The sequence below is a fragment of the Candidatus Tisiphia endosymbiont of Piscicola geometra genome, assembly GCF_964026415.1.
Lineage (GTDB): Bacteria > Pseudomonadota > Alphaproteobacteria > Rickettsiales > Rickettsiaceae > Tisiphia.
Genome location: NZ_OZ032144.1, coordinates 1,484,648 through 1,511,553 on the forward strand (window position 1 = coordinate 1,484,648; position 26,906 = coordinate 1,511,553).

At 34.0% G+C, this 26,906-nt stretch carries 17 protein-coding genes, 1 tRNA gene and 1 pseudogene; 17 read left to right on the forward strand and 2 right to left on the reverse strand.

From position 1 onward, the window contains the following. The first annotated feature begins 11 nt into the window (after nt 1-11). From AAGD26_RS07085 to fabG, 3 genes are all read left to right on the forward strand, one after another. Nucleotides 12-2,219: a tetratricopeptide repeat protein gene (locus AAGD26_RS07085; protein WP_341751666.1), complete on the forward strand. Its 2,208-nt coding sequence runs from the start codon at nt 12-14 to the stop codon at nt 2,217-2,219. A 168-nt stretch (nt 2,220-2,387) separates the two neighbouring features. After that, complete coding sequence (recA, locus tag AAGD26_RS07090; protein WP_341751667.1) at nt 2,388-3,428, forward strand: recombinase RecA; 1,041 nt, start codon at nt 2,388-2,390, stop codon at nt 3,426-3,428. A gap of 2 nt (nt 3,429-3,430) precedes the next feature. Beyond that, nucleotides 3,431-4,156, forward strand: a complete 726-nt coding sequence (fabG, locus tag AAGD26_RS07095; RefSeq protein WP_341747245.1) for a 3-oxoacyl-ACP reductase FabG — start codon at nt 3,431-3,433, stop codon at nt 4,154-4,156. Between the two features lie 368 nt (nt 4,157-4,524). Here the strand turns inward: fabG and AAGD26_RS07100 are convergent, their stop codons facing one another. After that, on the reverse strand, nt 4,525-5,343 hold the full coding sequence (locus tag AAGD26_RS07100) for a YihY/virulence factor BrkB family protein (protein ID WP_341747244.1): 819 nt from the start codon (nt 5,341-5,343) through the stop codon (nt 4,525-4,527). 529 nt (nt 5,344-5,872) lie between these two features. Between AAGD26_RS07100 and AAGD26_RS07105 the strand changes: the two genes are divergently transcribed. The 14 genes from AAGD26_RS07105 to rpoC all read left to right on the forward strand — a co-directional run bounded on the left by AAGD26_RS07105 (nt 5,873) and on the right by rpoC (nt 24,371). Beyond that, nucleotides 5,873-6,247 carry a helix-turn-helix transcriptional regulator gene (locus tag AAGD26_RS07105; protein ID WP_341751668.1) on the forward strand — a complete coding sequence of 125 codons (375 nt, stop codon included), beginning with the start codon at nt 5,873-5,875 and terminating at the stop codon, nt 6,245-6,247. A gap of 139 nt (nt 6,248-6,386) precedes the next feature. Further along, nucleotides 6,387-7,076, forward strand: a complete 690-nt coding sequence (locus AAGD26_RS07110; protein WP_341751669.1) for an RNA methyltransferase — start codon at nt 6,387-6,389, stop codon at nt 7,074-7,076. Nucleotides 7,077-7,243: 167 nt separating this feature from the next. Beyond that, nucleotides 7,244-7,627: a 30S ribosomal protein S12 gene (rpsL, locus tag AAGD26_RS07115; RefSeq protein ID WP_341747241.1), complete on the forward strand. Its 384-nt coding sequence runs from the start codon at nt 7,244-7,246 to the stop codon at nt 7,625-7,627. A gap of 19 nt (nt 7,628-7,646) precedes the next feature. Beyond that, a complete protein-coding gene (gene rpsG / locus AAGD26_RS07120) occupies nt 7,647-8,135 on the forward strand; it encodes a 30S ribosomal protein S7 (RefSeq protein ID WP_341747240.1) in 489 nt (162 codons plus the stop codon). Between the two features lie 9 nt (nt 8,136-8,144). After that, complete coding sequence (gene fusA / locus AAGD26_RS07125; protein WP_375331905.1) at nt 8,145-10,220, forward strand: elongation factor G; 2,076 nt, start codon at nt 8,145-8,147, stop codon at nt 10,218-10,220. 162 nt (nt 10,221-10,382) lie between these two features. Then, nucleotides 10,383-10,458: transfer RNA gene (locus AAGD26_RS07130), tRNA-Trp, on the forward strand. A 21-nt stretch (nt 10,459-10,479) separates the two neighbouring features. Beyond that, nucleotides 10,480-10,680 carry a preprotein translocase subunit SecE gene (secE, locus tag AAGD26_RS07135; RefSeq protein ID WP_341751670.1) on the forward strand — a complete coding sequence of 67 codons (201 nt, stop codon included), beginning with the start codon at nt 10,480-10,482 and terminating at the stop codon, nt 10,678-10,680. A gap of 19 nt (nt 10,681-10,699) precedes the next feature. Further along, the gene (nusG, locus tag AAGD26_RS07140) at nt 10,700-11,233 is read left to right on the forward strand and encodes a transcription termination/antitermination protein NusG (protein ID WP_341748452.1); all 534 of its coding nucleotides are present in this window, start codon (nt 10,700-10,702) and stop codon (nt 11,231-11,233) included. A gap of 707 nt (nt 11,234-11,940) precedes the next feature. Further along, nucleotides 11,941-12,375 (forward strand): 50S ribosomal protein L11, encoded by a 435-nt coding sequence (gene rplK, locus AAGD26_RS07145; protein WP_341751671.1) that lies wholly within the window; start codon nt 11,941-11,943, stop codon nt 12,373-12,375. Between the two features lie 3 nt (nt 12,376-12,378). Continuing rightward, on the forward strand, nt 12,379-13,086 hold the full coding sequence (gene rplA, locus AAGD26_RS07150) for a 50S ribosomal protein L1 (protein WP_341751672.1): 708 nt from the start codon (nt 12,379-12,381) through the stop codon (nt 13,084-13,086). 21 nt (nt 13,087-13,107) lie between these two features. Next, nucleotides 13,108-13,617, forward strand: coding sequence for a 50S ribosomal protein L10 (gene rplJ, locus AAGD26_RS07155; protein ID WP_341751673.1), 510 nt, complete (start codon nt 13,108-13,110; stop codon nt 13,615-13,617). Nucleotides 13,618-13,649: 32 nt separating this feature from the next. Then, nucleotides 13,650-14,018 (forward strand): 50S ribosomal protein L7/L12, encoded by a 369-nt coding sequence (gene rplL, locus AAGD26_RS07160; protein WP_341751674.1) that lies wholly within the window; start codon nt 13,650-13,652, stop codon nt 14,016-14,018. Between the two features lie 2,017 nt (nt 14,019-16,035). Next, nucleotides 16,036-20,142, forward strand: a complete 4,107-nt coding sequence (gene rpoB / locus AAGD26_RS07165; RefSeq protein WP_341751675.1) for a DNA-directed RNA polymerase subunit beta — start codon at nt 16,036-16,038, stop codon at nt 20,140-20,142. Nucleotides 20,143-20,225: 83 nt separating this feature from the next. Next, entirely contained in the window at nt 20,226-24,371 is a 4,146-nt protein-coding gene (rpoC, locus tag AAGD26_RS07170; RefSeq protein WP_410520617.1) for a DNA-directed RNA polymerase subunit beta', read from the forward strand. Between the two features lie 861 nt (nt 24,372-25,232). Here the strand turns inward: rpoC and AAGD26_RS07175 are convergent. Then, nucleotides 25,233-26,789: pseudogene (locus tag AAGD26_RS07175) on the reverse strand (methyltransferase regulatory domain-containing protein); the annotation flags it as partial. Nucleotides 26,790-26,906 lie beyond the last annotated feature (117 nt).

A 26,906-nucleotide genomic window follows, 5' to 3' on the forward strand; every position in this document is an offset into this window, starting at 1 on the left:
AGTTTCATTATATGAAAAATTTTCTACTATCAATCATATTATTAATCATTAATACTAGAACTTTTGCTCAAGAACAAGTATCTAATTTAATCACCCCAGTTAGTTATTTTGTCAATCATGAGCAACAACTTAAAATCCTTGATGAATATTTAAGTAAATATAGACAAGCAAGTATAGTTGGTACTAGTGGTATAGGTAAAACTCAACTGATTAGGATGTATAGTTATGAGAAAAAAAATAATTATGATCTAATTTGGTTTTTTGATTGTAACCTTGATTTTGATGAACAATTTGTTAAATTAGCCAAACAACTTAATAAGGTTAAACAAACTAATATATCTGAAGAAGTTGCTTTAGCAAAAAAAGAAGTAATGTCATATTTAACTTCTACTAATAAATGGTTATTATTGTTTGATAATTTAAAAGTTAATGAAAATAAAAAAGTACAAGATTTAGTTGAATGGGAACATAATGGTAATGTGGTGTTTTGTTCGCAAGATAATGAAAAGTTACCTAATATTATAGCAATGCCCATATTTGATAAGCCTACTATTATAGCTTTAGCTAATAACTTATTGAACAATAAGGATAATAATAGTATCGAATTTTTAACGCAATCTTTTAGTGGTTATCCAATGTTGATAGTGCAAGGAGCTCAATTACTTAACAGAGTTAAAGGTTTGGATAAAGAGGAATATAAAAAGAGAATTTATCAATCGACTGATAAAATAGCAACAAATATTAGCATGGCTATTCAACAATTAAATCCTAGTGCAGTAAAGTTACTTAATAAAATAGCTTTGCTAAATAACCAAAGCTTTTCGAAGCAGCTTCTTAGCACTATTACTGATCATAAAGATACTTTAGATGATGATATATATCAATTATCTAAATTTATGCTAATCAGTAATATTAGTTCTAGCGAAGATAACCCTATTTTTGAAATGCATGATATAGTTAGTAATAAAATAATGGAACTAAATGGTGATAATAATAAAATATATTTAGAAAATATTATTGCTAAGATACCTAAGCCGAAAGGAACTCACTCAGGATATTTGTGGAGGAGTGCTCAAACTGTATTAGAAAACCTAGAAATTATTCTTATAAATTCTGAGAAATATAATGTTAACATATATGCAATGCTTACCTTAAGAAGTGAATTATTGTCTCTATATATAAACGTTTATAATAATAAAGCACAACAAATGGTTAATTGGTTTAATTGGAAAGATAAAAACAAAAAATTTAAATTGTGGCAAATGTCTGAATATCAAAAATTTTATTACGCTAGATATTTGGGAGCAATAGGAGTGTATAATAAAATAATATTAAGAAATTTTGAAACAGCGATTTCTTATTTTACTAAATCATTAAAGATTTTAGGTAAACTTGATGATGATGAATCTATTTATTCTCTCAAATTTAATTGTATATCTCATATATCTGGATCTTATATGTTTTTAGGAGAGATAAAACTTGCTGAAGAATTTCTTAAAAAGATAGAAAAATTAGTAAAACAAAGAATAATACAAGAAGCTGATGTATCTATAATATATTCTTTAAAAAGTACATTATTTAATATGCAAGGAAAATATCATGAGGCTTTAGAATATGTAGATAAAATTATTGAGCTGTTTATAAAAAATGGATCGCATATTAATGACCCATACTTTACTGGGGTTTACATACCTAGAGCAAAGATATTGAATTCCCTTGGTAGATATCAAGAAGCTTATGCTCAAGCTCAACAGTTATATTATATACATAAGCCCATAAAGAATGAAGATAATGAAATATTTGCAAATATTTATACAGAAATGGCGAGAAGTATATTAGGTTTAAATAAAGTAGATCAAGCTTATGAATATATTAAAAAAGCTATTTCCATATTTTTAGCAAGTGAAAATAGCAATTCGAAGCAAACAAATTATTCTAATAATTTCAGCTTGGCATCTAGTTATATAGTACAAGGGGATATTCTATTTACCCAAAATAAGCTAAAGCAGGCTATAGAATCTTATAAAAAAGCATTTATTATATACCATTATTTATATAGAGATAGAAGTAAAAATATTGATCAAGTAAGTGATTTATATAATTATAAATTCTTTGGTAAACCGCAAGTTAAAGAATTTGGCATACATCACCCTAATACAGTTGATATGTTTGAATATTGCAAACAATATAACATGGATTTGTGGAGCAAGAACAATTAAACATTAAGGTTGCTGTTGACAGATCATCTTTAGGTTAAAGAATAGATTTTTAATTTTTAGTTGTAATTTTTAAATCACTATGATATTAATATTTGTAATTATTTTACTGGATTTTCCTCGTATGTTACTTTATAAATTTAATTTGATTTTATTAAGCTGATTCTAGAAATGAACGTTATAGACAAAGAAAGAGCATTGCTTGCTGCAGTTAGCCAAATTGAAAAAAGTTACGGCAAAGGTTCTGTCATGAAACTCGGTCAACGTCCTGCTGTAGATGTTGAGGCAATACCAACAGGATCGCTAGGGCTTGACTTGGCACTCGGTATAGGTGGGTTACCCAAGGGAAGAATTATTGAAATTTTTGGACCGGAAAGTTCGGGAAAGACCACTTTAACTCTACATATGATTGCTGAAGCACAGAAGAAAGGTGGTACTTGTGCTTTTATTGATGCAGAACATGCTTTAGACCCAGCATATGCCAGAAAACTTGGCATAAATATTGACGAGCTTATTATTTCTCAACCAGATACTGGAGAGCAGGCACTTGAAATAACTGATACTCTAGTACGTTCTGGAGCTATTGATATGGTTGTTATAGATAGTGTCGCTGCTCTTGTGCCTAAAGCAGAGATTGAAGGGGAAATGGGTGACTCTCATATGGGGTTACAAGCTAGATTAATGAGCCAAGCACTTAGAAAACTCACTGCATCAATTTCAAGAACTAATTGTATAATTATTTTTATTAACCAAATTAGAATGAAAATAGGTGTCATGTTTGGTAGTCCAGAAACTACCACAGGTGGTAATGCTTTAAAATTTTATGCCTCAGTAAGGCTAGATATTAGAAGAGTTTCAACAATCAAGGATAAAGAAGATATAGTAGGAAGCCAAACTAAGATTAAAGTTGTTAAAAACAAAGTCTCTCCACCGTTTAAAACGGCAGAATTTGATATAACGTATGGTAGTGGTATTTCTAGAGAAAGCGAGATAATTGATCTTGGTGTTAAATTTGAAATAATAGAAAAATCGGGGTCTTGGTTTTCATATAATGACACTCGTATAGGTCAAGGTAGAGAAAATGTTAAACATTACCTAAGAGAACACCCTGCTATCTGCTCTGAAATAGAACAACTAATTCGTCAAAAATCTTCTCATAATACTAGTGTTACTTTTGATAGCAAAACGATAACTATAGAAGAGGAAGAATAGAAATGATAGATTTAACTGCTAAAAAATCTCTAATTACTGGAGCATCTGGGACAATTGGTGGTAGCATTGCTAAGCTATTCCACTCTCTTGGTAGTCATGTGATAATTAGTGGTAGTAACCAAGAGAAACTACAAGAACTTGCAAATAACTTAAAAGATAATTATACGATAGTACCATGTAATCTAGCAAATATTGATGAATGTACTAACTTGGTGTCTAGTCTTGAGCAAATCGACATTTTAGTTTGTAATGCCGGAATCACTAAAGATATGCTGGCAATAAAAATGTCCAATGAAATGTTTGATCAAGTTATAGATATAAACTTAAAAGCTAGCTTTATTCTAAATCGTGAAGCGATAAAGAAAATGATGAAAACTCGTTATGGTAGAATAATTAACATATCATCTGTGGTTGCAGTTTCCGGCAATCCAGGACAGGCAAATTATTGTGCTTCCAAAGCTGGTTTGATCGGTATGACAAAGTCTCTAGCAATTGAGGTAGCAAGTAGGGGTATCACAATTAATGCAGTTTCTCCTGGTTTTATTAAATCAAACATGACCGATAAATTAAACGAAGCTCAAAAAGAGGCTATAATGCAAAAAATTCCTCTTAGAACTTTCGGAGAAGCCGAAGATGTTGCAAACGTAGTAGCTTTCCTAGCAAGCGACAAAGCTTCCTACATCACCGGTCAAACTATCCATGTTAATGGTGGAATGTTGATGATATAATTGAAGAAGTGAAATTATTAAATGGAGCGACGCCTATTGTAATAGGCGAGCGAAGACGATGCTACCTACTTCTCATCAGTTGACTATAGTAACCTCAACCTCAGTTCGATATAAGAATTATTAATTCTTATATCGATACTTGCTTTGTTATAAGGAAAAATGCACTCTTGAAGCGGCTGACGCAAGTGCATTTTAACAATCAGGTGGGCAGCCGCTTCAAACCTGATTGTTTCTATATATAACACTGAATTCGATGTAACTTGTTACATCGAATTCAGTGTTATAGTAGTAAATTATTGTTCGTGCATGCACACCTCAAAGTTTTGCGATAGCTTTTCTTGAAAGCGGAAGAGTATACTCTTCTGCTTTCAAGGATATTCTCTTAGTAGGTAATTAAATTCTGCACCATATATAAAAATCATGTTAATAATATAAAAAAATATTAAAGTCACTATTATACTACCAAGTGAACCATATATTATACTTAATTGGTTATAATATATTATATAGGTAGATAATAAATATCCACTTATCACCCATAAAATTACCGTTAATAAAGCTCCAGGAACTACGTCTGTAAAATTTAATTTTGCATTAGGGATTATATAATATAGTGATGAGGAGGTAATAAATAATGAGCAGAAAATGATAACATATCGAAAAAGGGTTAAAGTGTGCTTATGTTCTTCTATCATTTGTAAAATTATTGGTAGTTTTGTTAATATTATTGGTACTATAATAAGAATAAGCATGGCAAAGGTAATGAATATACTGATTACTAAAAACTGTGCTATGCTAAGTAATCTTCGCCTTATATAGGTGGGAGGAGATTTTATCTCATATACCCTATTTAAAATTGTTCTTAAACATTCAACAAAAGATGAAGCAGTCCAAATACTTCCCATTATTGCTAAGGTCATTAGGCTCTGAGGAGGAGTTTTCCCAAGTTCATTTATCCTAGTTTTTATTGAGTCAGTAGCCAGTTCTGGCATACTTTCAAGAAGAATAGTGATAAAATTCTTTCCAAGTTCTGATGCTCCAACAAAACTTGTTAGTGCTAACAAAAAAACTAAAAAAGGAAAGATCGTTAGGAGTACCATAAATGACATATACCCTGAATGTTCAACACCATCGTGTTCAATTGTTCTAAAGGCTGCCTGATATAGGCATTTTATAATTCTTTGCATCAAGTAACTTTCTTTTGTTTTATATAATCATTCAAGTATATATATAAAATTCAACATTATCACTTATTTATATTAAGTATATTTTTTAAACCTCAATAGAACCTAAATTATTCTAGCCAGTTTTGTATTAAAATTTTTAATTTTAATACAAAGCTGAAGTTTTAACATTCTGCAATAATTCTTTAAAAATCATAGTTAATTCTATGACTTTAATTTTTTAGTCTTATTCTATCTAGAATAGTAAAAAAAGGTTAAAAAAATACGATAAAAATGAAATTATAATTTACAAGATTGCTAAGTATCTATAAGATCAGTATAATTATATAATAGTTAAAAAATATTAAGTACTACTTGTACATAAACAAAAAATATAATCAATATTTACTGATAGTAGACAGTTTACATGTGGGTATTCCTATGTGAATTGTTGGCTTTCTAGGTTATATAATATATGACAGTAATCTTTTTATTTGTTAATAATCTATTATATTCTTAAAATTTAATAGTTCATGCATACAAGGAGTTAATTATGGTACGAAGAAATGACTACATACAAAAAGTTGATCAATTTATAGGTAGGAAAATCTATTCTTTAAGGCTTGCCAAAGGCTTGTCACGTCAACAACTTGCAGAGGTAATAGAGGTAACACATCAGCAGTTACAAAAATATGAGAAGGGTATTAATAGAATATCAATAGGTAGGTTGGTTCTTATTGCTAAAGCATTAGATAAAAATATCGATTATTTCTATCAAGGTTTAGAAGATGCTGACAATGTCGAGCCTGTGCTTACTCAACATCAGCGTATGTGTATAGAAGTATCAAGGAATTTTATGAAAATTCGTAACTCAGAACATCAGCAAGCAGTTAATGCATTGATACGTTCTTTGATTAAAGAAGATTAGGTAAAATGAAAAAATCATTGGTTCGTTATGAAACTAATAGTTGACAGAGATAAAAGAGTATAGTAATTGGATACGAGTAGTTAATAGGAATTAAGTAGCTATTTAAAAGAAAATAATTACATATTAATCAAAGATGTTTATGCCAATTATTATTTTAGTAGCACCTCAAATGGGTGAGAATATTGGTGCTACTGCTAGAGCAATGAAAAATTTTGATGTTTCAGAGTTGAGAATCGTTTCACCTAGAGATGGTTGGCCGAATGAACAGGCACGTAGTATGGCGGTATCAGCAGTAAATATCATAGATAATGCTAAGATTTATGATAGTTTGGAAGCAAGTATAGAGGATATTGATTATTTATATGCAACAAGTTCAGCAACACGTAATATCAATAAAAACTATGTTCTATCAGAGAATTTAAGTCAGGATTATCCTACAGGTCTTAAAGTCGCTATCATGTTTGGTCGTGAAAATTGTGGTTTGCGAAATAGAGAAATTACTTATGCCCATAAAATTATTAACATTAATACAGGGGGTTTTAGTTCTCTTAACATTGCACAGTCAGTAATTATTATATGTTATGAGCTATTTCGTAATAAACAGCTGAGAATAAATGTTAATAATGAACAGGACGTAGCATCAAAAGGAGAATTAGGATATTTCTTTGAACATTTGTTTACTGAATTAAACAAAAAGAATTTCTTTAAAGTGCCTGAGAAAAAATTACACATGACTCAAAATATTATGAATATTTTTACTCGTATAGATAAATTATCTAGTACAGAACTACAAACTTTAAGGGGGATAATTACAACCTTAAGTTCATAAAAGTAACTAATCTAGTCAATGTTGTTAAAAACTCGTTGCTTTTATAAAAAAAATAGCTATAGTTCCACTTGTTGCCGCTTAATAGTGAAAGTGGTATAGTATATAGTTTTCCCTATAGCTTTAAGGGTTGATAGATAAATATCAAAAGGAAAAATTTGGAGTATTGAATGCCAACAAACAATCAGTTAGTACGTTTTGGAAGACAGTCGAAGATTCGTAGGACAAAATCCCCAGCTTTGGAATCTAATCCATTTTTGAAAGGTGTTTGTGTAATAGTGAAAACTGTTACTCCTAAGAAACCTAATTCTGCTCTTCGTAAAATGGCACGTGTTCGCTTAAGTAATGGGCAGTACGTGAATGCTTACATACCTGGTGAAGGGCATAATTTACAAGAACACTCTACGGTGTTGGTAAGAGGCGGAAGGGTTCCTGATCTTCCAGGTGTTAAGTACCATATAGTACGTGGTGCTTATGATACTCAGGGTGTAAAAAATCGTAAGCAAGGACGCTCACGTTATGGTACATCAGCGAAGCAAGCTGTAAAAAAATAATTTGAAATAGAGAGATAAGATGTCACGTCGTCATGCCGCAGAGAAAAGGGTTATCTTGCCTGATATGAAATATAATAGTCCTCTGCTTGCTAGGTTTATTAATAATATCATGAAGGAAGGGAAAAAAGCTCTAGCCGAAAAGATAGTATATTCTGCTTTTAGTAAAATAGAAAAAAAACATAGGGTAGATCCTTATGAAACTTTCAATAATGCTATGAATAATGTAAAGCCATATCTTGAGGTTACCTCAGTGCGTGTGGGAGGTGCAAATTATCAGGTCCCTTCCCCTGTTGATGAAAGAAGAGGGTATGCACTTGCGTCACGTTGGATTATCAATGCAGCAAATAAGCGTTCTGAAAAAATGATGATTGATAAGTTGGCGGAGGAATTATTTGAAGCATCAAATAATAGAGGGGTTGCTATTAAAAAAAGAGAGGACACTCATAAAATGGCTGAAGCTAACAAAGCTTTCGCTCATTTTAGTCCCAAAAAATCGCAACCAAGGTAATTAAATCATATGGCGATTACAGAATTTTCTCTTGCTAATACTCGTAATATAGGTATTTGTGCTCATATTGACGCTGGTAAAACTACTACAACCGAGCGTATTCTCTTTTATACAGGAAAATCACATAAAATTGGTGAAGTTCATGAAGGTGGTGCCACTATGGATTGGATGGCACAAGAGCAGGAACGTGGTATCACCATTACTTCTGCTGCTACTACCTGTTACTGGAAAAATATAAGGATTAACATTATTGATACTCCAGGTCACGTAGATTTTACTATAGAAGTAGAAAGGTCTTTACGTGTTTTAGATGGAGCGGTGGCGGTATTTGATGGTGTGGCCGGTGTTGAACCTCAGTCAGAAATAGTTTGGAGACAAGCTGATAAATATAAAGTACCTAGAATGTGCTTTGTCAATAAAATGGACAGAATGGGTGCTAATTTCTACAAATGTGTAGAAATGATTAAAGATCGTCTTGGTGCAAAACCTCTAGTAATTCAGTTGCCAGTTGGTATTGAAGAGAATTTCAAAGGAGTTATTGATTTAATCAAGATGCAGGCAATAATTTGGAAGGATGAATCTCTTGGAGCTGAATATTCGTACCAAGAAATCCCTGCTGATATGTTAGAAAAGGCTGAAGAATATCGTGCTTTGCTAATTGAAATGGTTGCTGAGGCTGATGATCATTTGATGGAGAAATATTTATCAGGTGAAGAATTTACTGAGGAAGAAATTCAAGTAGTAATAAGGAAAGGAACGATTGACCGAGTCTTTTTTCCTGTGTTATGTGGTAGTGCCTTTAAAAATAAAGGTGTGCAACCTTTGCTAGATGCGGTTGTTGACTATTTACCTTCACCAATCGATATTGGAATAGTCAAGGGAATAGATATTAATTTTGGAGAAGAAAAAGATTTTAAAATATCAGCATCTGAACCTTTCTCTGCTTTAGCTTTTAAGGTAATGACCGATCCATTTGTGGGATCTCTTACATTTATCAGGATTTACTCTGGTAAGATTAGTTCAGGTGCTACTGTCATTAATACGGTAAAAGACCAAAAAGAACGAGTAGGTAGGATGCTTCTTATGCATGCTAATGAAAGAGAAGATATTAAAGAAGCTTTTGCAGGAGATATTGTTGCTCTAGCTGGTCTTAAAAATACCACTACTGGTGATACTTTGTGTGATCCGGATAAGCAGGTTATTTTGGAGAGAATGGAATTTCCTGAACCGGTTATTGAATTAGCTGTAGAGCCAAAATCAACTGCCGATCAAGAAAAAATGGGAATGGCATTGTCTAGGTTAGCTGCTGAAGATCCATCTTTTAGAGTATCAACTGATCAGGAAAGCGGTCAAACTGTTATTAAAGGTATGGGTGAACTGCATCTAGAGATTATGGTTGATCGTATGAAACGTGAGTTTAAAGTTGAGGCTAACATTGGAGCACCACAAGTAGCCTATCGAGAAACAATTACCAAGCCTTGTGAAATTGATTATACTCATAAAAAGCAATCTGGTGGAGCTGGGCAATTTGCACGGGTTAAAATAATATTTGAACCTCAAGAAGCTGGAACAGGATTTGCTTTTGAAAGCAAAATTGTTGGAGGATCTATACCCAAAGAATTTATTCCTGGTGTTGAAAAGGGTCTAAATAATATAAAAGATACAGGTGTAGTTGCCGGCTATCCAATGATTGATTTTAAAGCAACCTTGATAGATGGAGCGTTCCACGATGTAGATTCAAGTGTACTTGCATTTGAGATTGCTGCAAAAGCTGCTTTTAGAGAAGGTATGCCAAAAGGTAATCCAAAATTACTTGAACCAATTATGAAAGTTGAAGTAATTACTCCTAATGAGTATATGGGGGATATTATTGGTGATCTAAACAGTCGTAGAGGGCAAATGCAAAGTATGGATCCAAGAGGTAATGCACAAGTTATAACTGCAAATGTGCCATTGGCCGAGATGTTTGGGTATGTTAGTACTTTGAGATCTTTATCACAAGGTAGATCTCAATATAGTATGGTTTTTTCTCATTATGAGCAAGTACCATTACAGGTGGCCGAAACTATTAAAGCTAAGAAATAAAAAAAATTATTAAGATAGCTTAGTGTATCATGTATAATATGATATTATATATGACATCAAAAATGAGAAGTGACTTTTAAATTGCCTTGGCTAATGGCATCATTCGAATAAGTAAGAATTTTATTGAAATTAAAACACTTGACTTTTTGATAAAAATATGATAGGAGTGTAGCTCAATTGGTAGAGCGTCGGTCTCCAAAACCGAAGGTTGCGGGTTCGATTCCTGTCGCTCCTGCCAACTATAATGAGTTCGTATAATATGTTAAAGGAAAGTAGAGTCTACAAATTTTACGAGCAAGTAAAGCAAGAAGTTTATAAAATTGTTTGGCTTGGTAAGAAAGAGTTGATAACTTCAACTCTTATAGTAGTGGTGGCTGTATTTATTTTTAGTATAATTTGTTTGGTGTTAGACTACGGTATACATAGCATAATGCAAGTTTTACTTAATATTGGGAAGTAAAGAATAGGTTTAGGGAAAAATTGTGGTGCAGTGGTACGTTATTCATACATTATCAGGCTCAGAAAAGCGTGTAAAGCAAATGATTCTCGATCAAATTGCTAAACAGGGTATGTCGGAGTTTTTTGAGGATATCGTTGTTCCGGTTATTGAAGTACCTGAAGTTAAACGTGGTAAAAACGTTAAGACAGAAAAGAAATTTATGCCTGGTTATATTCTGATTAAAATGAATATGACAGATGATTCTTGGCATTTGGTAAAAAGTGTAACTAAGGTTACAGGTTTTTTAGGTGGTAAAAGTACACCACAAGCCCTTAGCGAAAAAGAAATACAAAATATTTTTAGTAAACTGGAAGCTGAAACCAAAGATGCTAGGGTTTCGAAATTATATGAAATTGGTGAGGCAGTAATTGTTACTGACGGTCCATTTGAGACTTTTACAGGGGTTATAGAAGAAATTGATTATGACAAAAATAGATTGCGTGTGTCTATATCTATTTTTGGTAAAGCAACTCCTATAGAACTAAATTTTACGCAGGTTAAGAAAAATAATTAGGGTTTGTTTAGGGTAGGGTGTGTGTTCAAATGATCCTACGAATTGGATTTGAAAATGAATGGTGAGCAGGCGTAGCGTACATCTAGTATAGTTACGCATGCGAATCCATGATATTTTCAAAAAACAATTCGTAGGAGCAGAAGAGTATGCAGTTTATTGTCTCTAGCATCCTAGCTAAAGGTGCATGAGTGTCAACTTAAGCAAACTCTATGTCATCCCAGCGTAAGCTGGTATCTAAAAAGAGCCTTCTAGGTTGTTTAGACTTTTTTAGACCTCTGCCTACGCGGGGTGACATTAGCACTAATAGTGATGATACTAAGCCTAGTATTAATTTGTTATCGAACTGAGGTTAAGCTGAATTCGATATAATATTACCGTGTGATGTAATCCTAACGTAAGCTGGGGTCTAATAGTCTTTTAGGCTGCTTTTTTAGATTCTTGCCTACGTGGGAATGCTTTGCTAGCGTGGATCAAAAACGGTAACGTTAGTATGGTACTTACAAGGTCAAAAACGATATCATTCCTAGCTAAAAGCGGGAATCCAAAAAATAGCCTGCAAAGGCTATTAGATATTATGGATTCCTTACCGAAGCGGGAATGACATACTAATGATTCATGCGGGCAATGCTTTTAGCTAGGAACGAGAGTGTATTGACAAGGCTCACTTGAATAAAGCTATTAATTAAATAAGTAAGGATAAGATTATAATGGCAAAAAAAATAACCTCTTATATTAAGTTAACTGTGCCAGCAGGTAAGGCTAATCCATCCCCACCTATTGGTCCTGCACTTGGTCAGAAGAAACTTAATATTATGGAGTTTTGTAAGGCGTTTAACGCTGCGACGATAGCTATTGAACCAGGGACTCCTATCCCAGTCGTGATTACTGCTTATGAAGATAATAGTTTTACTTTTGTAACTAAGACTTCTCCAGCATCGTATTACTTAAAACAATTTGCTAAAATTCCTAAAGGTTCCAGTGCTACTAAAAAAGAAGCATTTGTTGGTAAGGTTACCATGTCAGATTGCATTGAAATTGCAAAAATTAAAATGGTAGATCTTAATACTGATAATTTAATAGCTGCCGCTAAAATTATTCGTGGTACTGCTGAATCTATGGGTCTTGAAGTGGTAGGAGATTAATGTATGTTAGTTGATAAAAAATTAGTTGGTGGCAAAAAGATTAGAGAAGCAAGAAAAAAAGTAGCTCTAGTTGGCAACCGCACTTTAGCAGAAGGAATAGAGCTACTCAAGTCTGTGTCTTATACTAAATTTGACTCTACTTTGGAAATGGTGATGAAATTAGGGGTAGATCCTAAGCACTCGGATCAAATGGTGCGTGGTGTTGTGGCACTACCCGCTGGTACCGGTAAAGTTAGTAGAGTTGCAGTGATTTGTAAGGATGAGCAGATAGAAGAAGCTAAAGCGGCTGGAGCAGATATTGCTGGTTCTACAGAAATTATCGATGATATTAAAGCAGGAAAAATTAATTTTGACGTTTGTATTGCAACACCAAATATGATGCCAGCAATAGGTGCAGTGGCAAGAATTTTAGGTCCAAAGGGCTTAATGCCAAATCCAAAACTTGGGACTGTAACTACCGATATCGTAACGGCAATTAAAAATGCCAAAAGTGGTCAAGTAGAGTATAGGGTTGAAAAGGCAGGTATTATTCATGCTGGAATTGGTAAATTATCATTTTCCAAACAAGATTTGCTAGATAATGCATCAACTTTAATATCTGCTGTAGTTAAAGCAAAGCCTTCTGGTGCTAAAGGAAATTATTTAAAAGCAATATATCTATCTTCTACTATGAGTCCATCAGTAAAAATAGATTTAGCAAGTATATCGTAAAATACGACAAGGAGAGTTAAGGTGTTAAGATCAGAGAAACATGAATTTGTCGTAGAACTTGAAGAGGTGTATAAACGGTCAAATTCCGTGATAATTACTCATTATCATGGACTTACTGTTAGTCAAGTAACTCTACTGCGTAGGTCTCTTAAAGCAAAAAATGCGGGGTTCAAAGTAGTTAAAAATACTTTGTCAAAAATAGCAGCAAATAAGGCTGGTATTGGTGATATTGTACATTTGCTTGTTGGTCCGACAGCCTTTGCATATTCTGAAGACCCTGTTGAAGCTGCAAAAGTTGTCGTAGAATTTGCTAAAACTAATGAATGTTTGAAAATAGTTGGTGGTTTAGTAAATAATCAAGTATTAGATGCGAATTCTGTACAGCAACTTGCAAAATTGCCTTCATTAAATGAGCTTAGAGGCAAAATTATTGGTATGGTACAAGCTCCTGCAACTAAAATTGCTGGTGTGGTGCAAGCTCCTGCAGCCAAGCTTGCTAGAGTTTTTCAAGCTTATGCAAATAAAGAATAATTTAATAAAAAAGTTTTAAAAGGAAGAAAATTATGACAGACCTAGTAAAAATCGTAGATCAATTGTCAACACTTACAGTAATTCAAGCAGCAGAGCTTGCAAAAATGCTAGAAGAAAAATGGGGTGTAACAGCTGCATCTCCTGTAGCACAGGTGGCGGGTCCTGTAGCATCAGAAGCAGTAGCTGAAAAGACAGCGTTTGAAGTTGTTTTAGTCAGTAGTGGTGATAAAAAAATAGAAGTAATTAAGGTAACTAGAGAACTTACTGGTCTTGGCTTAAAAGAGGCTAAAGAGTTAGTAGATGCTGCCCCAAAAACTATTAAATCCGGTGTAAATAAAGAAGATGCTGAAAGTTTTAAAGCAAAATTAGAAGCAGCTGGAGCAAAAATTGAATTAAAGTAATTGAGTATACCATCGGGCGGGAAAACCTAGAGTTTATTTTAGGGGTGTATTAAAAACTTGTTTGTGTAAGTTCATATTAATTAGGCTCTGTGAAGGTTGTTAGGATAACTTTCTAAGTTAATTATAGAGTATAGTGATTAAAGAGGGACAAAGGGGTAAAAGATTAAGCGTACATTTGTAAGTATGAGAATCCCCATTTATGGGTATTAACTTAAGCACAGGGTTGTTATTGTTAAGCAGTATTTTAACAAAAAAGATGTCATTCCCGTGTAGGCAGGAATGACATTAACCGTCACAGCGATGATATACTCGAATGATTTGGAGAATTGGATTTGAAAATGAGGGGCGAGTCAATGGAGCGTACATAAGGTACGTGAGTACACGAGTCCCTGATATTTTAAAAAACAATTTTTTAAAGCAGAAGAGTATACTTAGGCTGCTTAAGTTATACCCATGTAGTAGTTTTGTGATAGCCTTTCTTTATAAAGCAAAACAATAATAAATATATGTATACTCGAATGTGACTCCGAATTATTTTTTGAAAATATCAGGGACTCGTGTACTCACGTACCTTATGTACGCTCCATTGACTCGCCCCTCATTTTCAAATTCAATTTAGAGTCACATTCGAGTATACTGCTCGTAAATGAAGAGTTGGTAGACGATAGTATAACTTCAAGAAGAGCTAGGCAGTAGCAAAGTCGAGCAGCGTAGCGTACATGAGTAAAACTAGGCAGCTTCGATCTTTGGTCGCAGGAACGCCAATTCTTGAAGTTCTACCTAAGTATATACCGCAAGATTTAGAATATACATAGATTGGTAGAAACATTTTGGGACTAAATCTAGGTTTGTATTGTTAATAATGGAAATGAACTTGTTGTGTGATATTCTATTTGGTTTACGAGTTATGTTGCTAAATATGTTATCATACCCGTATAAACTATTACATTTTGTACAAAAACTTATAAAACTTTTAAGACAAAGTTCTTTTGCTTTAATAGGTCTTTGTATTTATTTATCCAAAATTCTGAATCAGATGAAGATAAGAAACAGATTTGTACATTTTAGTATATTTTTCTACTTTAAAGAATTGGTGTGGCAAAATTTCGGGTATTTGTGTATTTACGTACTAGATGTACGCCTAGTTCGCTTAGCCCTTGTTTATTGTCCCCATTCTTCAAATCATTTAAGTACACTCCTATTATATTTGAATAATTTAACGAATTGGTTTCGCAAAATTACAGAGTATTCGCATGTTTTTATTCCTAATGTACATATGCTACGCTCCCCTCTTGTTTTATGCTCTAATTCTTTAAATCATTCAAGTAATATTTTTAAATCGAGCTTTTTTAGATTTTTATCTTTATTTGGAGTTTATATAGAATACTAAAAAAGAAATTTAAGGTATACTCTTCTGCTTTGAAGAATTGTTTTCGCAAATACTTGCGGGGATTTCGCGTACGAACAACGGTTTACTAAGTTGCGTTTGCTTACCCTTTGTTTGTTGTCCCCATTCTTCAGATCATTCGAGTATAACAATTTAGTTTATGTTAAGGTAAAGAAATTGGTAATTAAAGTTTAATTTTGAATTAAATAATCTGAATTTGATGTAACAAGTTAGTAGCAAATTTAATGTTATCTTTATTAGGGTTGATGTTATCCGAGGTATGATACACGGATAAGCAAACTCTATATTAGACTTACTGCATAAGTCAATCTAGTTGGTGATTTTGTCGTCGAAACTCGCCTCCGCTCCTCACGTACGTCTGTGTACGCGAAGGTAGCCGGCTTCGTTTCTCCTAAAAATCCCTCAACTATCTTTGATTTATGCAGCAAGTCTATTATCTCAGCGTAGGTAGTGGAATCTAAAAAAGTAGCCTTCTAGGCTTTTTCTAGACCTTGCTACTTTCGTAGGGGGACATTGAGACTATTGTAATATGTGAGATTCCAAGTTTGAAGTAGATTTTTACTTGGTTTCAAAATAAAAAATTATTAAAAGCATTAATCGGGAGATTATATGACAACGCAATCCTTATCAATTGGCAAACGCGTAAGAAAAAATTTTGGTCACATAAATTTGGTAGCGTCTATACCAAATTTGATAGAGGTTCAGAAAAATTCTTATGAAAAAGGTTTTTTACAATTAGGAGTTAAAGATTCTGAGCGAGAAAACAGAGGATTACAATCAGTATTAAGTTCAATTTTTCCGATTCACGACCCCTCTAATATTGCATATTTAGAATTTGCTAAATATGAATTTGATAATCCTAAATATGATGTCGAAGAGTGTACTCAAAGAGGTCTTAGTTATGCTGCTCCTCTTAAAGTCACATTGCGATTAAGTATTTGGGATATTGATGAAGATACTGGAGCAAGAGAAATCAAAGGTATTAAAGAACAAGAAGTTTATATGGGGGATATTCCCCTAATGACAAAGAATGGTACTTTTATTATTAATGGTACAGAAAGAGTGGTGGTATCACAGATGCATAGGTCACCTGGCGTATTTTTCTATCATGATGATGGGAAAATTCATTCTTCAGGGAAGTTTCTATATTCTGCTAGAGTTATACCTTATAGAGGATCATGGCTAGATTTTGAATTTGATGCTAAAGATATTGTTTACTTTAGAGTAGATAGGAAAAGAAAGCTTTATGCTACTACTCTTCTTAGAGCCATTGGAATGTCTACCAATGAAATTATAAAATTCTATTATGATACGGTAACATGTTTTACCAAAAATGCAAGCTGGGCAACAAAGTTTATACCTGAGTCTATAACTGCTCATAGGCTAGTTAATGACTTAGTGGATGCGGATACCGGCAATGTCATACTTGCATCTGGTCAGAAGATTACACCTCGTTTGGCTAAAAAATTTGCTAAAGATGGAGTGCAAAATATTTTGGTAGAACGTGAATATTTAGTAGGCAAATATTTAGCACAAGATCTTGTTAATCCGGATAATGGTGAGGTACTAGCCGAAATTGGTGAAATGATCACAATGGATATGCTGGACTCTATTATGACTCTTGAAATTCCGTCTGTCGATGTACTTGCTATAAATCCACAATCAAGTCCTTACATAAGGAACACCTTATTTGCTGATAAAAATCAAAATTATGAATCAGCATTGATAGACATATTTAGGGTATTAAGACCAGGAGAACCAGCTAATATTGAAGCTGCTAAAACATTATTTAACAACTTGTTCTTTGACCATGAAAGATATGATCTTTCAGAAGTTGGTCGTATTAAAATGAATGCAAGATTGGAACTTAATATACCAGAATCTACAGCTATTTTAACTATTGAAGATATTAAAAATATTCTTAAAGTTTTAGTAGAGCTAAAAGATGGGAAAGGTTCGATAGATGATATTGATCACCTTGGTAACAGAAGAGTTAGGTCAGTTGGTGAACTAATTGAGAATCAGTTCAGAATTGGTCTTGTTCGTATAGAGAAATCAGTACTTGAAAGAATGTCGGTGGTTGATCTTGATGCCGTTATGCCTCATGATTTAGTAAATTCAAAAGTTTTGGTTTCTGTAGTAAAAGAATTTTTTAGTACTTCACAACTTTCTCAATTTATGGATCAAACTAATCCATTATCAGAAATAACTCATAAAAGAAGATTATCAGCTTTAGGACCTGGTGGACTTAGCAGGGAGAGAGCAGGGTTTGAAGTGAGGGACGTCCACCCTACTCATTATGGGAGGATTTGTCCAATTGAAACACCAGAAGGACAGAATATAGGTTTGATTAATTCCATGGCTACTTATGCTAGAGTTAATAAGCATGGCTTCATTGAAACACCTTATCGAAAAGTCGTGGATGGTCATGTAACTGACGAAGTTGTTTATTTGTCAGCCATTGAAGAAGGAAAATATAAAATTGCTCAAGCTAATGCAGTTGTCGATCAAAAAGGTTTGTTACAAGAAGAATTAATTAACTGTCGAACTGAAGGTGGTAATTTTGTTATGGTTACCCCTCTAGAAGTCGATTACATTGACGTTACCCCGATGCAGGTTGTTTCCGTTGCTGCATCACTTATTCCATTTTTAGAAAATGACGATGCTAATAGAGCCTTGATGGGGTCAAACATGCAACGTCAGGCTGTCCCGCTTATTAGAAGTGATGCCCCTTTAGTTGGTACTGGTATTGAAGGAATTGTTGCACAAGATTCTGGGGTTTCAGTTGTAGCCTTGCATGATGGAATAGTAGAGCAAGTTGATTCAACTAGAATAGTGGTAAGGACTAAGGAGCAGAAAACAGATGGATCACCTAGTGTGGACATTTATAATTTATTAAAATTTCAAAGATCTAACCATAATACTTGTATTAATCAAAAGCCGTTGATTAACGTTGGTGATTATGTAAAAAAAGGTGAAGTAATTGCTGATGGACCAAGTACAGATAATGGTGAAATAGCTCTTGGTAGAAATGTGCTAGTAGCTTTTTTACCATGGAATGGTTATAATTTTGAAGATTCGATTTTAATATCAGAACGTATTGTAAAAGATGATATTTATACCTCAATTCATATTGAAGAATTTGAAATAATTGCTAGAGATACAAGACTTGGTCCCGAAGAAATTACTCGCGATATTCCAAATGTTAGTGATGAAAGTTTACGCCATCTTGACGAAGTCGGTATAGTATATGTTGGTGCAGAAATAAAACCAGGCGATATCTTGGTGGGTAAGGTTACCCCTAAAAGTGAGTCACCTATGACTCCAGAAGAGAAATTACTCAGAGCTATTTTTGGAGAAAAAGCTTCAGATGTTCGGGATTCATCTTTACGTGTTCCTACTGGGATCACTGGTACAGTGGTAGAAGTACGAGTGTTTTCTCGTAGGGGAATAGAAAAGGATGAGCGTGCTATAGCTATTGAAAAGCAACAAATTGAAAAATTATCAAAAGATAGGGATGATGAACTTCGAATCATAGAGCATTTTGTTTTTATGCGTTTAGAGAAGATTTTAACAGGACAAATAATTGTTAGCGGTCCTAAATCCGTAAAATCCGGTCAATTGATTAGTGATCAAACCCTTAAGTCATTATCAAAAGGACAATTTTGGCAACTGATTGTTGAAGATGCTAATGTAATGAATGAAATTGAACAAATTAAACGTCATTATGATGAAAAGCAAGACAAGCTTAATAAGTGTTTTACTAGCAAAGTAGAGAAATTACAAAGTGGTGATGACTTACCACAAGGTGCTCTTAAAGTTGTAAAAGTATTCATTGCTACTAAACATAAGTTACAACCTGGAGATAAAATGGCAGGAAGACACGGGAATAAGGGGGTTATCTCTCGTATTATGCCAGAAGAAGATATGCCATTTTTAGAAGATGGTACAGTAGTTGATATCGTTCTTAACCCACTTGGCTTACCTTCACGTATGAATATTGGGCAGATTTTAGAGACTCATCTTGGTTGGGCGGCAGTAAATCTTGGTAAAAAAATATCTTCTATGTTGGATCAAGTTCATAACAAAAAAATTGATGTAGAAGAGCTTAAATCTTTTATTTCCGAGGTATATGGACATAACTCAACGACAAAAAATATAAAGAAAATGTCCAATCAAGAGATTATTGAGTTTTGTGATAATATCGATAAGGGGGTATATTTTTCAACCCCAGTTTTTGACGGTGCAAAGGTTGAGAATGTAAAAGAAATGCTAGTCCTTGCAGATCAAGACCCATCAGGTCAAATTAGGTTGATTGATGGTAGAACAGGAGAGTATTTTGATCGTGCCGTTACAGTTGGCTATAAATATTTCCTAAAATTACATCATTTGGCCGATGATAAAATCCATGCTCGTTCTATCGGTCCTTATAGTTTGGTAACTCAGCAACCATTAGGTGGTAAGTCGCATTTTGGAGGTCAAAGATTCGGTGAGATGGAGTGTTGGGCACTGCAGGCTTATGGTGCTGCTTATACGTTACAAGAAATGTTAACTGTAAAATCGGACGATGTGGTTGGTAGAATTAAAATTTATGAATCTATTGTCCGAGGTGATAACAATTTTGAATCGGGTATTCCTGAGTCGTTTAACGTGATGATCAAAGAATTCAGGTCCTTGTGCTTAAATGTAAAGCTTGAGGATACTAGCACAGATTAAAGATATTTTTTGCAATTGCTACAGAAGGTCCAAGAGGCTTTTTACTAAACTATATCTGAAAAATTTTTTAAGGAAGAATCTTTATGACAACAGGGATGACAAATTTTTATGGACAATTAAGCAGTACTCAGCAATTTGATCAAATAAGAATTAATATTGCTAGTCCTGATCAAGTGCGTTCATGGTCTTTTGGTGAGGTAATGAAACCTGAGACAATAAATTACCGTACTTTCAAGCCAGAGAAAGAAGGATTATTTTGTGCTAGAATTTTTGGCCCCGTGAAGGACTATGAGTGTCTTTGTGGTAAATATAAACGTATGAAATATCGTGGTATCACTTGTGAGAAGTGTGGTGTTGAAGTTACTACATCTAGAGTCCGAAGAGAAAGAATGGGGCATATTGAGCTAGCAGCACCAGTTGCCCATATATGGTTCTTGAAATCTTTACCATCAAGGATTAGTACATTGCTAGATATGACTATGAAGGATCTAGAAAAAGTTCTATATTTTGAAAGTTATGTTGTTGTTGATCCTGGGTTATCTGCTCTGCAAAAGGGTGACCTTTTATCAGAAGACAGTTTGCAAAAGGCACAAGATGAGTACGGAGAAGATAGTTTTACTGCTTCTATTGGGGCTGAAGTTATTCAGCAGATGCTTACAGAACTTGACTTACCTGAATTAAAGAAGAGTTTGCAAGAAGATTTATTAAATACATCTTCAGAAGTTAAAAAGAAGAAGATTGTTAAAAGACTTAAGTTAGTTGAAGATTTTCTTGAATCTGAGAATAAGCCAGAATGGATGATTATGACTGTTCTGCCAGTTATCCCACCTGAAATTAGACCATTAGTTATGCTTGATGGAGGAAGGTTTGCAACTTCTGATCTTAACGAACTTTATAGAAGGGTTATTAATAGAAATAATAGATTAAAGAGACTACTTGAACTAAAAGCACCGGATATTATCATCAGAAATGAAAAAAGGATGTTACAAGAATCGGTCGATGCATTATTTGATAATGGTCGTCGTGGTAAAGTAGTGAAAAATACTAATAAACGTCCATTTAAGTCACTTAGTGATATGCTAAAAGGTAAACAAGGTCGTTTTCGTCAGAATTTGCTTGGTAAACGAGTGGATTATTCTGGTCGTTCTGTTATCGTTGTGGGACCAGAGCTTAAGTTACACCAATGTGGTTTACCAAAGACGATGGCGTTGGAATTATTCAAGCCATTTATTTATTCAAAGCTTGAATTATATGGAATTGCTACCACTATAAAAGCCGCTAAGAAAATGGTTGAAGCTGAGAAATCAGAAGTATGGGATATTTTAGAAGAAGTTATACGTGAACATCCAGTGTTGTTGAATAGAGCACCAACTTTGCATCGTTTAGGTATCCAAGCTTTTGAACCTTTACTGATAGAAGGGAAAGCTATCCAGCTACATCCTTTAGTCTGTGCTGCGTTCAATGCTGATTTTGATGGTGATCAGATGGCAGTGCATATCCCTCTTTCAATTGAAGCTCAGCTTGAGGCAAGAGTACTTATGATGTCAACAAACAACATATTGAGTCCGGCAAATGGTCGTCCGATTATCGTCCCTGATAAGGACATAGTACTAGGTCTTTATTATTTAACAATGGTTTTTGACAATGAACCTGGTGAAGGGATGAGTTTTGCTAGCATGTCGGAGATTGAACATGCTTTGTATAATAAGGTAATAACTATTCACTCAAAGATAAAATTTCGTCGCGATGTGCTTAATATTGAAGGGGAGGTTGTATCAACTATAGTGGATACTAGCTTTGGTAGGTTAATTATAGGAGAATTATTACCACGTAATCATAATGTTGGATTTAAGTTTGTAAATAAATCCATGACTAAAAAGGATATATCTGCGGTTATTGATTTGGTATATCGCCACTGTGGACAAAAGGCTACAGTGATCTTTGCTGATCAACTAATGAAACTTGGATTTAAATATGCTTGTTCCTCAGGCATTTCTTTTGGTATGGACGACATGGTTGTACCAAAATCAAAAGATAGCCATATTAATTCAACATTGACTGAGGTAAAAGAATTTGAACAACAATATTCTGATGGTCTAATTACTTACGGTGAAAAATACAATAAAGTGATTGATGCTTGGTCTAAATGTACGGATAAAGTAGCAAATGACATGATGAAAGAAATTGCTATGACACCTGTTAATAATAAGCCTAATCATCAGAAAGTAAATTCGATATATATGATGGCTACTTCGGGAGCAAGGGGATCAGCAGCACAGATTAAGCAATTAGCTGGTATGCGTGGTTTAATGGCTAAACCATCAGGTGAGATTATTGAAACCCCGATTATTTCTAATTTCCGAGAAGGTCTTACTGTCCTTGAATATTTTAATTCTACACATGGTGCACGTAAAGGTCTTGCAGATACAGCGTTGAAAACAGCTAATTCTGGGTATTTAACCCGTAGATTAGTTGATGTTGCTCAAGATTGTATAATTACTGATGAAGATTGTCAAACTACAAAAGGCATAGAAGTCAGAAGTATTATCGATGGTGGTGAAGTTATTGTATCGCTCGCAGAGCAAATTTTAGGCAGAACAGTTGCGATTAACGTATATCACCCAGTTACTAATGCATTATTACTATCAGCCGGTGAATTAATTAATGAAGCAAAATTAGAAGAAATCGAATCTTCTGGTTTGGATGTGGTAATTGTAAGATCTGTTCTAACATGTGAGGTTATTGATGGAATATGTGTAAGATGTTATGGTAGAGATCTAGCCACTGGTTCTTTAGTATCAGTTGGAGAAGCAATAGGAGTGATTGCTGCCCAGTCAATTGGTGAGCCAGGTACTCAGCTGACCATGAGAACTTTCCATATTGGAGGAGCTGCAACGAAAGGTGTTGAAATATCTTCCATAGAAGCCTCTCATGATGCAAAAGTGAAGATTTTAGGCCGTAATGTGGTTGTTGATTCTGAGGGACGTAAGATCGTAATGGGTCGTTCATGTGAGTTATTATTATTGGATGCTAATAATAATGAGAAAGCAAGGCATAAAGTAGCGTATGGTTCAAGATTAATAGCTGATGATTCAGATAAGGTAAAAAAAGGACAAAAATTAGTAGAGAGGGATCCGTACACTATTCCGATTATTACCGAGAAATTTGGAAAGGTTGTATTCAAGGATATGGTAGAAGGAGTGTCAATTCGTGATATCACTGATGAAGCAACTGGTATTTCTAGCAAAGTTATAATTGAATCAAAACAATATTCACGCGGAGCAGAGTTACGTCCTCGTATTCAATTAGTTGATGAGAATGGAGAAACTATTATGCTATCCAATGGTTTGGAGGCTAGATATTACATGCCACTGAATGCTATTTTAAATGTTGAAGATGGTGCTAAGGTGTCAGTAGGTGATATTTTATCACGTATTCCAAGGGAGTCAACCAAAACAAAAGATATTACTGGTGGTCTTCCACGAGTAGCTGAACTTGTTGAGGCTAGACGTCCAAAAGATCATGCTGTTATTGCAGAAGTAGATGGTAGAGTTGAATTTGGCAAAGACTATAAGTCAAAAAGGCGTATTGTTATTCAGCCAAGTGATAACACTACACCAATTGAGTATATGGTACCAAAGGGCAAACATGTTGTTGTTAATGAAGGTGATTTTGTAAAAAAAGGCGATATGTTAATTGATGGCAATCCAGTTCTACAGGATATTTTAAAGGTAATGGGAGTGGAAGCTCTTACAAGCTACATGGTGGGAGAAATCCAAGCGGTTTACCGTTTACAGGGCGTAAAAATTGACGATAAGCACATTGAGGTAATAATTCGTCAAATGTTACAAAAATTAGAAGTAACCCATTCTGGGGATACGACATTAATGGTTGATGAGAAGATAGATTATCGTGAATTTGCCGAAATTAATAAAAAAGCTATAGATAATGGTTTAAGACCGGCTGAAGCCCAACCAATCCTACAAGGTATTACTAAGGCATCGCTGCAAACTAGATCATTTATTTCTGCTGCTTCTTTCCAAGAAACAACAAGAGTTCTAACGGAGTCTGCTATAACTGGAAAAATTGATAAATTGCGTGGGTTGAAAGAAAATGTCATAGTTGGTAGATTAGTGCCAGCAGGAACAGGCTTTTACATGAATAGGATGCGTAAACTTGCAGCTAAATTGGACCAGGAAGAGGTCGATTATCAGAAAACTTTAGGATAGATTCTCTTTAATAAGGAGTGTACTCTTCTGCTTGGAAGAATTGTTTTTTGAAAATATCAAGGATTCGCGTATTCATGTACCTTATGTATACTGCTATGATTTCAAGGGCTGGGTAGACACGAAGGTCAACTTCAAGAAGAGCTAGGCAGTAGCAAAGTCGAGCAGCGGAGCGTACATGAGTAACGGAGCAGCACATATCTTTGATAACGACGACGCCAATTCTTGAAGTTCACCGAGTATACGCCTAGCATGCCTACTTCTCATTTTCAAATCCAATTTTCCAAATCATTTGAGGATGTTGCTATGATTTACACGAATTTGGGATAAGAATTGACAAATTCTTATCCCAAATTCGGTGAAATTATAGATTGCCTAGGGTCTCCTCGCTAATAGACGTTTTATAGACGCATATGTCTATTAGCGAGCGAACGTACGTGAGCGTGGCAATCCATGAAGCTTGTCATATCGAAACAATCAGATTTGAGACGACTCTGCATCTGATTGTTAAATTAATATTTTGCTAAAAATATGATTTCAATCTTTTAAAATCATGTTTTTAGCTTTAGAAAGGTTTAAAATGCATTCGCGTTAGCCGCTTTAAGAATGCATTTTTCCTTATATTAAAGCCAATTCGGGATAAGAATTAACTAATTCTTATCCCGAATGATACAACGCAATTCTTGATTTTCTATTCTAGAGTATACTGCTCGTAAATGAAGAGTTGGTAGACGAAGGTCAACTTCAAGAAGAGCTAGGCAGTAGCAAAGTCGAGCAGCGGAGCGTACATTAGTACATGAGCAGCGGAGATCTTTAGACACGACAACGCCAATTCTTGAAGTTCACCGAGTATATATCTTATCTTTAAATCAGCAGAGCATTAGTCACGAATCTAGTTAGTGTAGGTTGCAAGAATGTTTCTAATTCTTTACTGACTTCATCAATATTATCTATTTTTTTACCGTCACGGCTTAATGTCATCTCACCAGAATTAACATGCTGCATGACAGATTCAATTATTTGCTTATTATCATGCTTACCGTCCATATATTGCAGAGCAAATTTTTCAAAAAGGTTAATAGCTACCACCTCATGTCTTTGGTTTGTTACCCACATATTGGGTGTATGAGCTACCTGATATGCGATCAGCTTTGATGCTTTAGGTTTATTAAGATCTACTTCTTTTCGAGTTGCCTGTAACGTTATATTAATATATCCTTGCAATACTAATTTCATGGCATTAGCTAAGAACTCAGCCTTTATTTCATTCAATTTTGTTCCATGTAATTTTTTATTGCTACTCACGGCAATTTTATCAAAACTCATTGGGTTATTGATATTCTCAGAGAAAGTATAGAGTATTGCTTTCATATAAGGAGAAGATGTTGATAAACTACTATCCTTATTACCATTATAAAAAAACTTCTCTGTTTCAAGTGAATTAAGATCTATATCAACAAGAGGCTTTTCTGGTACTATATTAAATGTCATATTAAATTTATTAATATCCTCATTATTGATAGATCTATTTAATTTAACACTATTATGGCAAAGTAAGGTTGATCTAAATCGACGATTGGTAATGAAATCCATATATTGTTCGGTTCTAACAATATCATTTATCGCTTGTAATTTTTCCACCACTTTTGCCGGCATATTTCCTAAATACATGCTAGCTATACTACAATCAGACAGATATTGTAGATTGTTTTTTTTAGCCTCATCCATAAATTCATGAAAATAATATTGTACATTATCTTCTTCTAGATGGTCATGACGCAAATAATGGTCATTTTGTTTGGCAAGCAAACTGGCTTCAGATTTTAACACTTGAGCATAAGGAGAGTCGGAAGTTTCCAAGCTATCCTTAACAAATTCAAGTAACAATCTAGATTGAGCAATTTTATCTTGAATATTATTAAATGTATTTGAGTGATAAAGCATCATATCTCTTATGGTACGAACCATATTCCAACCAGGTAGTGTATTATAACTAATATACGCGATTCCATTCTCTGATAAATTTTTACTACTTACTTCAAAAATCTTATCCTGAACAAATTTTGGTACCCAAGAGATTACTCCATGAGTAATTATGTAATCAAATTTACCAAATGATTCATCAATATCTGTAATAGAACAATGTCGGAATTCTATATTTTTAAGAGCTAATCCTTCTTTATGTTTATTAGCCTCATCTATTTGCACTTTAGATAGATCAACTCCAACAAAATGTGCTTTAGGATAATTAACAGCATGAGGTATTAAATTCCCGCCTGCAGCACATCCTAGCTCTAGAATTCGTGCAGTTTCAATTGCTGTTGGTTTCATCCCAAATAAAACAGCAAGTGTCTGTATGTGATATGGATTGGTTAAGGCGTACGGATAACTTTCGTAAGGCACTTCATCGTATGTATTATGAGGTGCTGAGGTGAGTTCTAAATTAGTGGTCATATATTCTCCATAACGTAAAACAAAACAAGGATAACACCGTATTTTGTTGTCAATTCTTTAAATTTTTACTAGTATACACTAAAA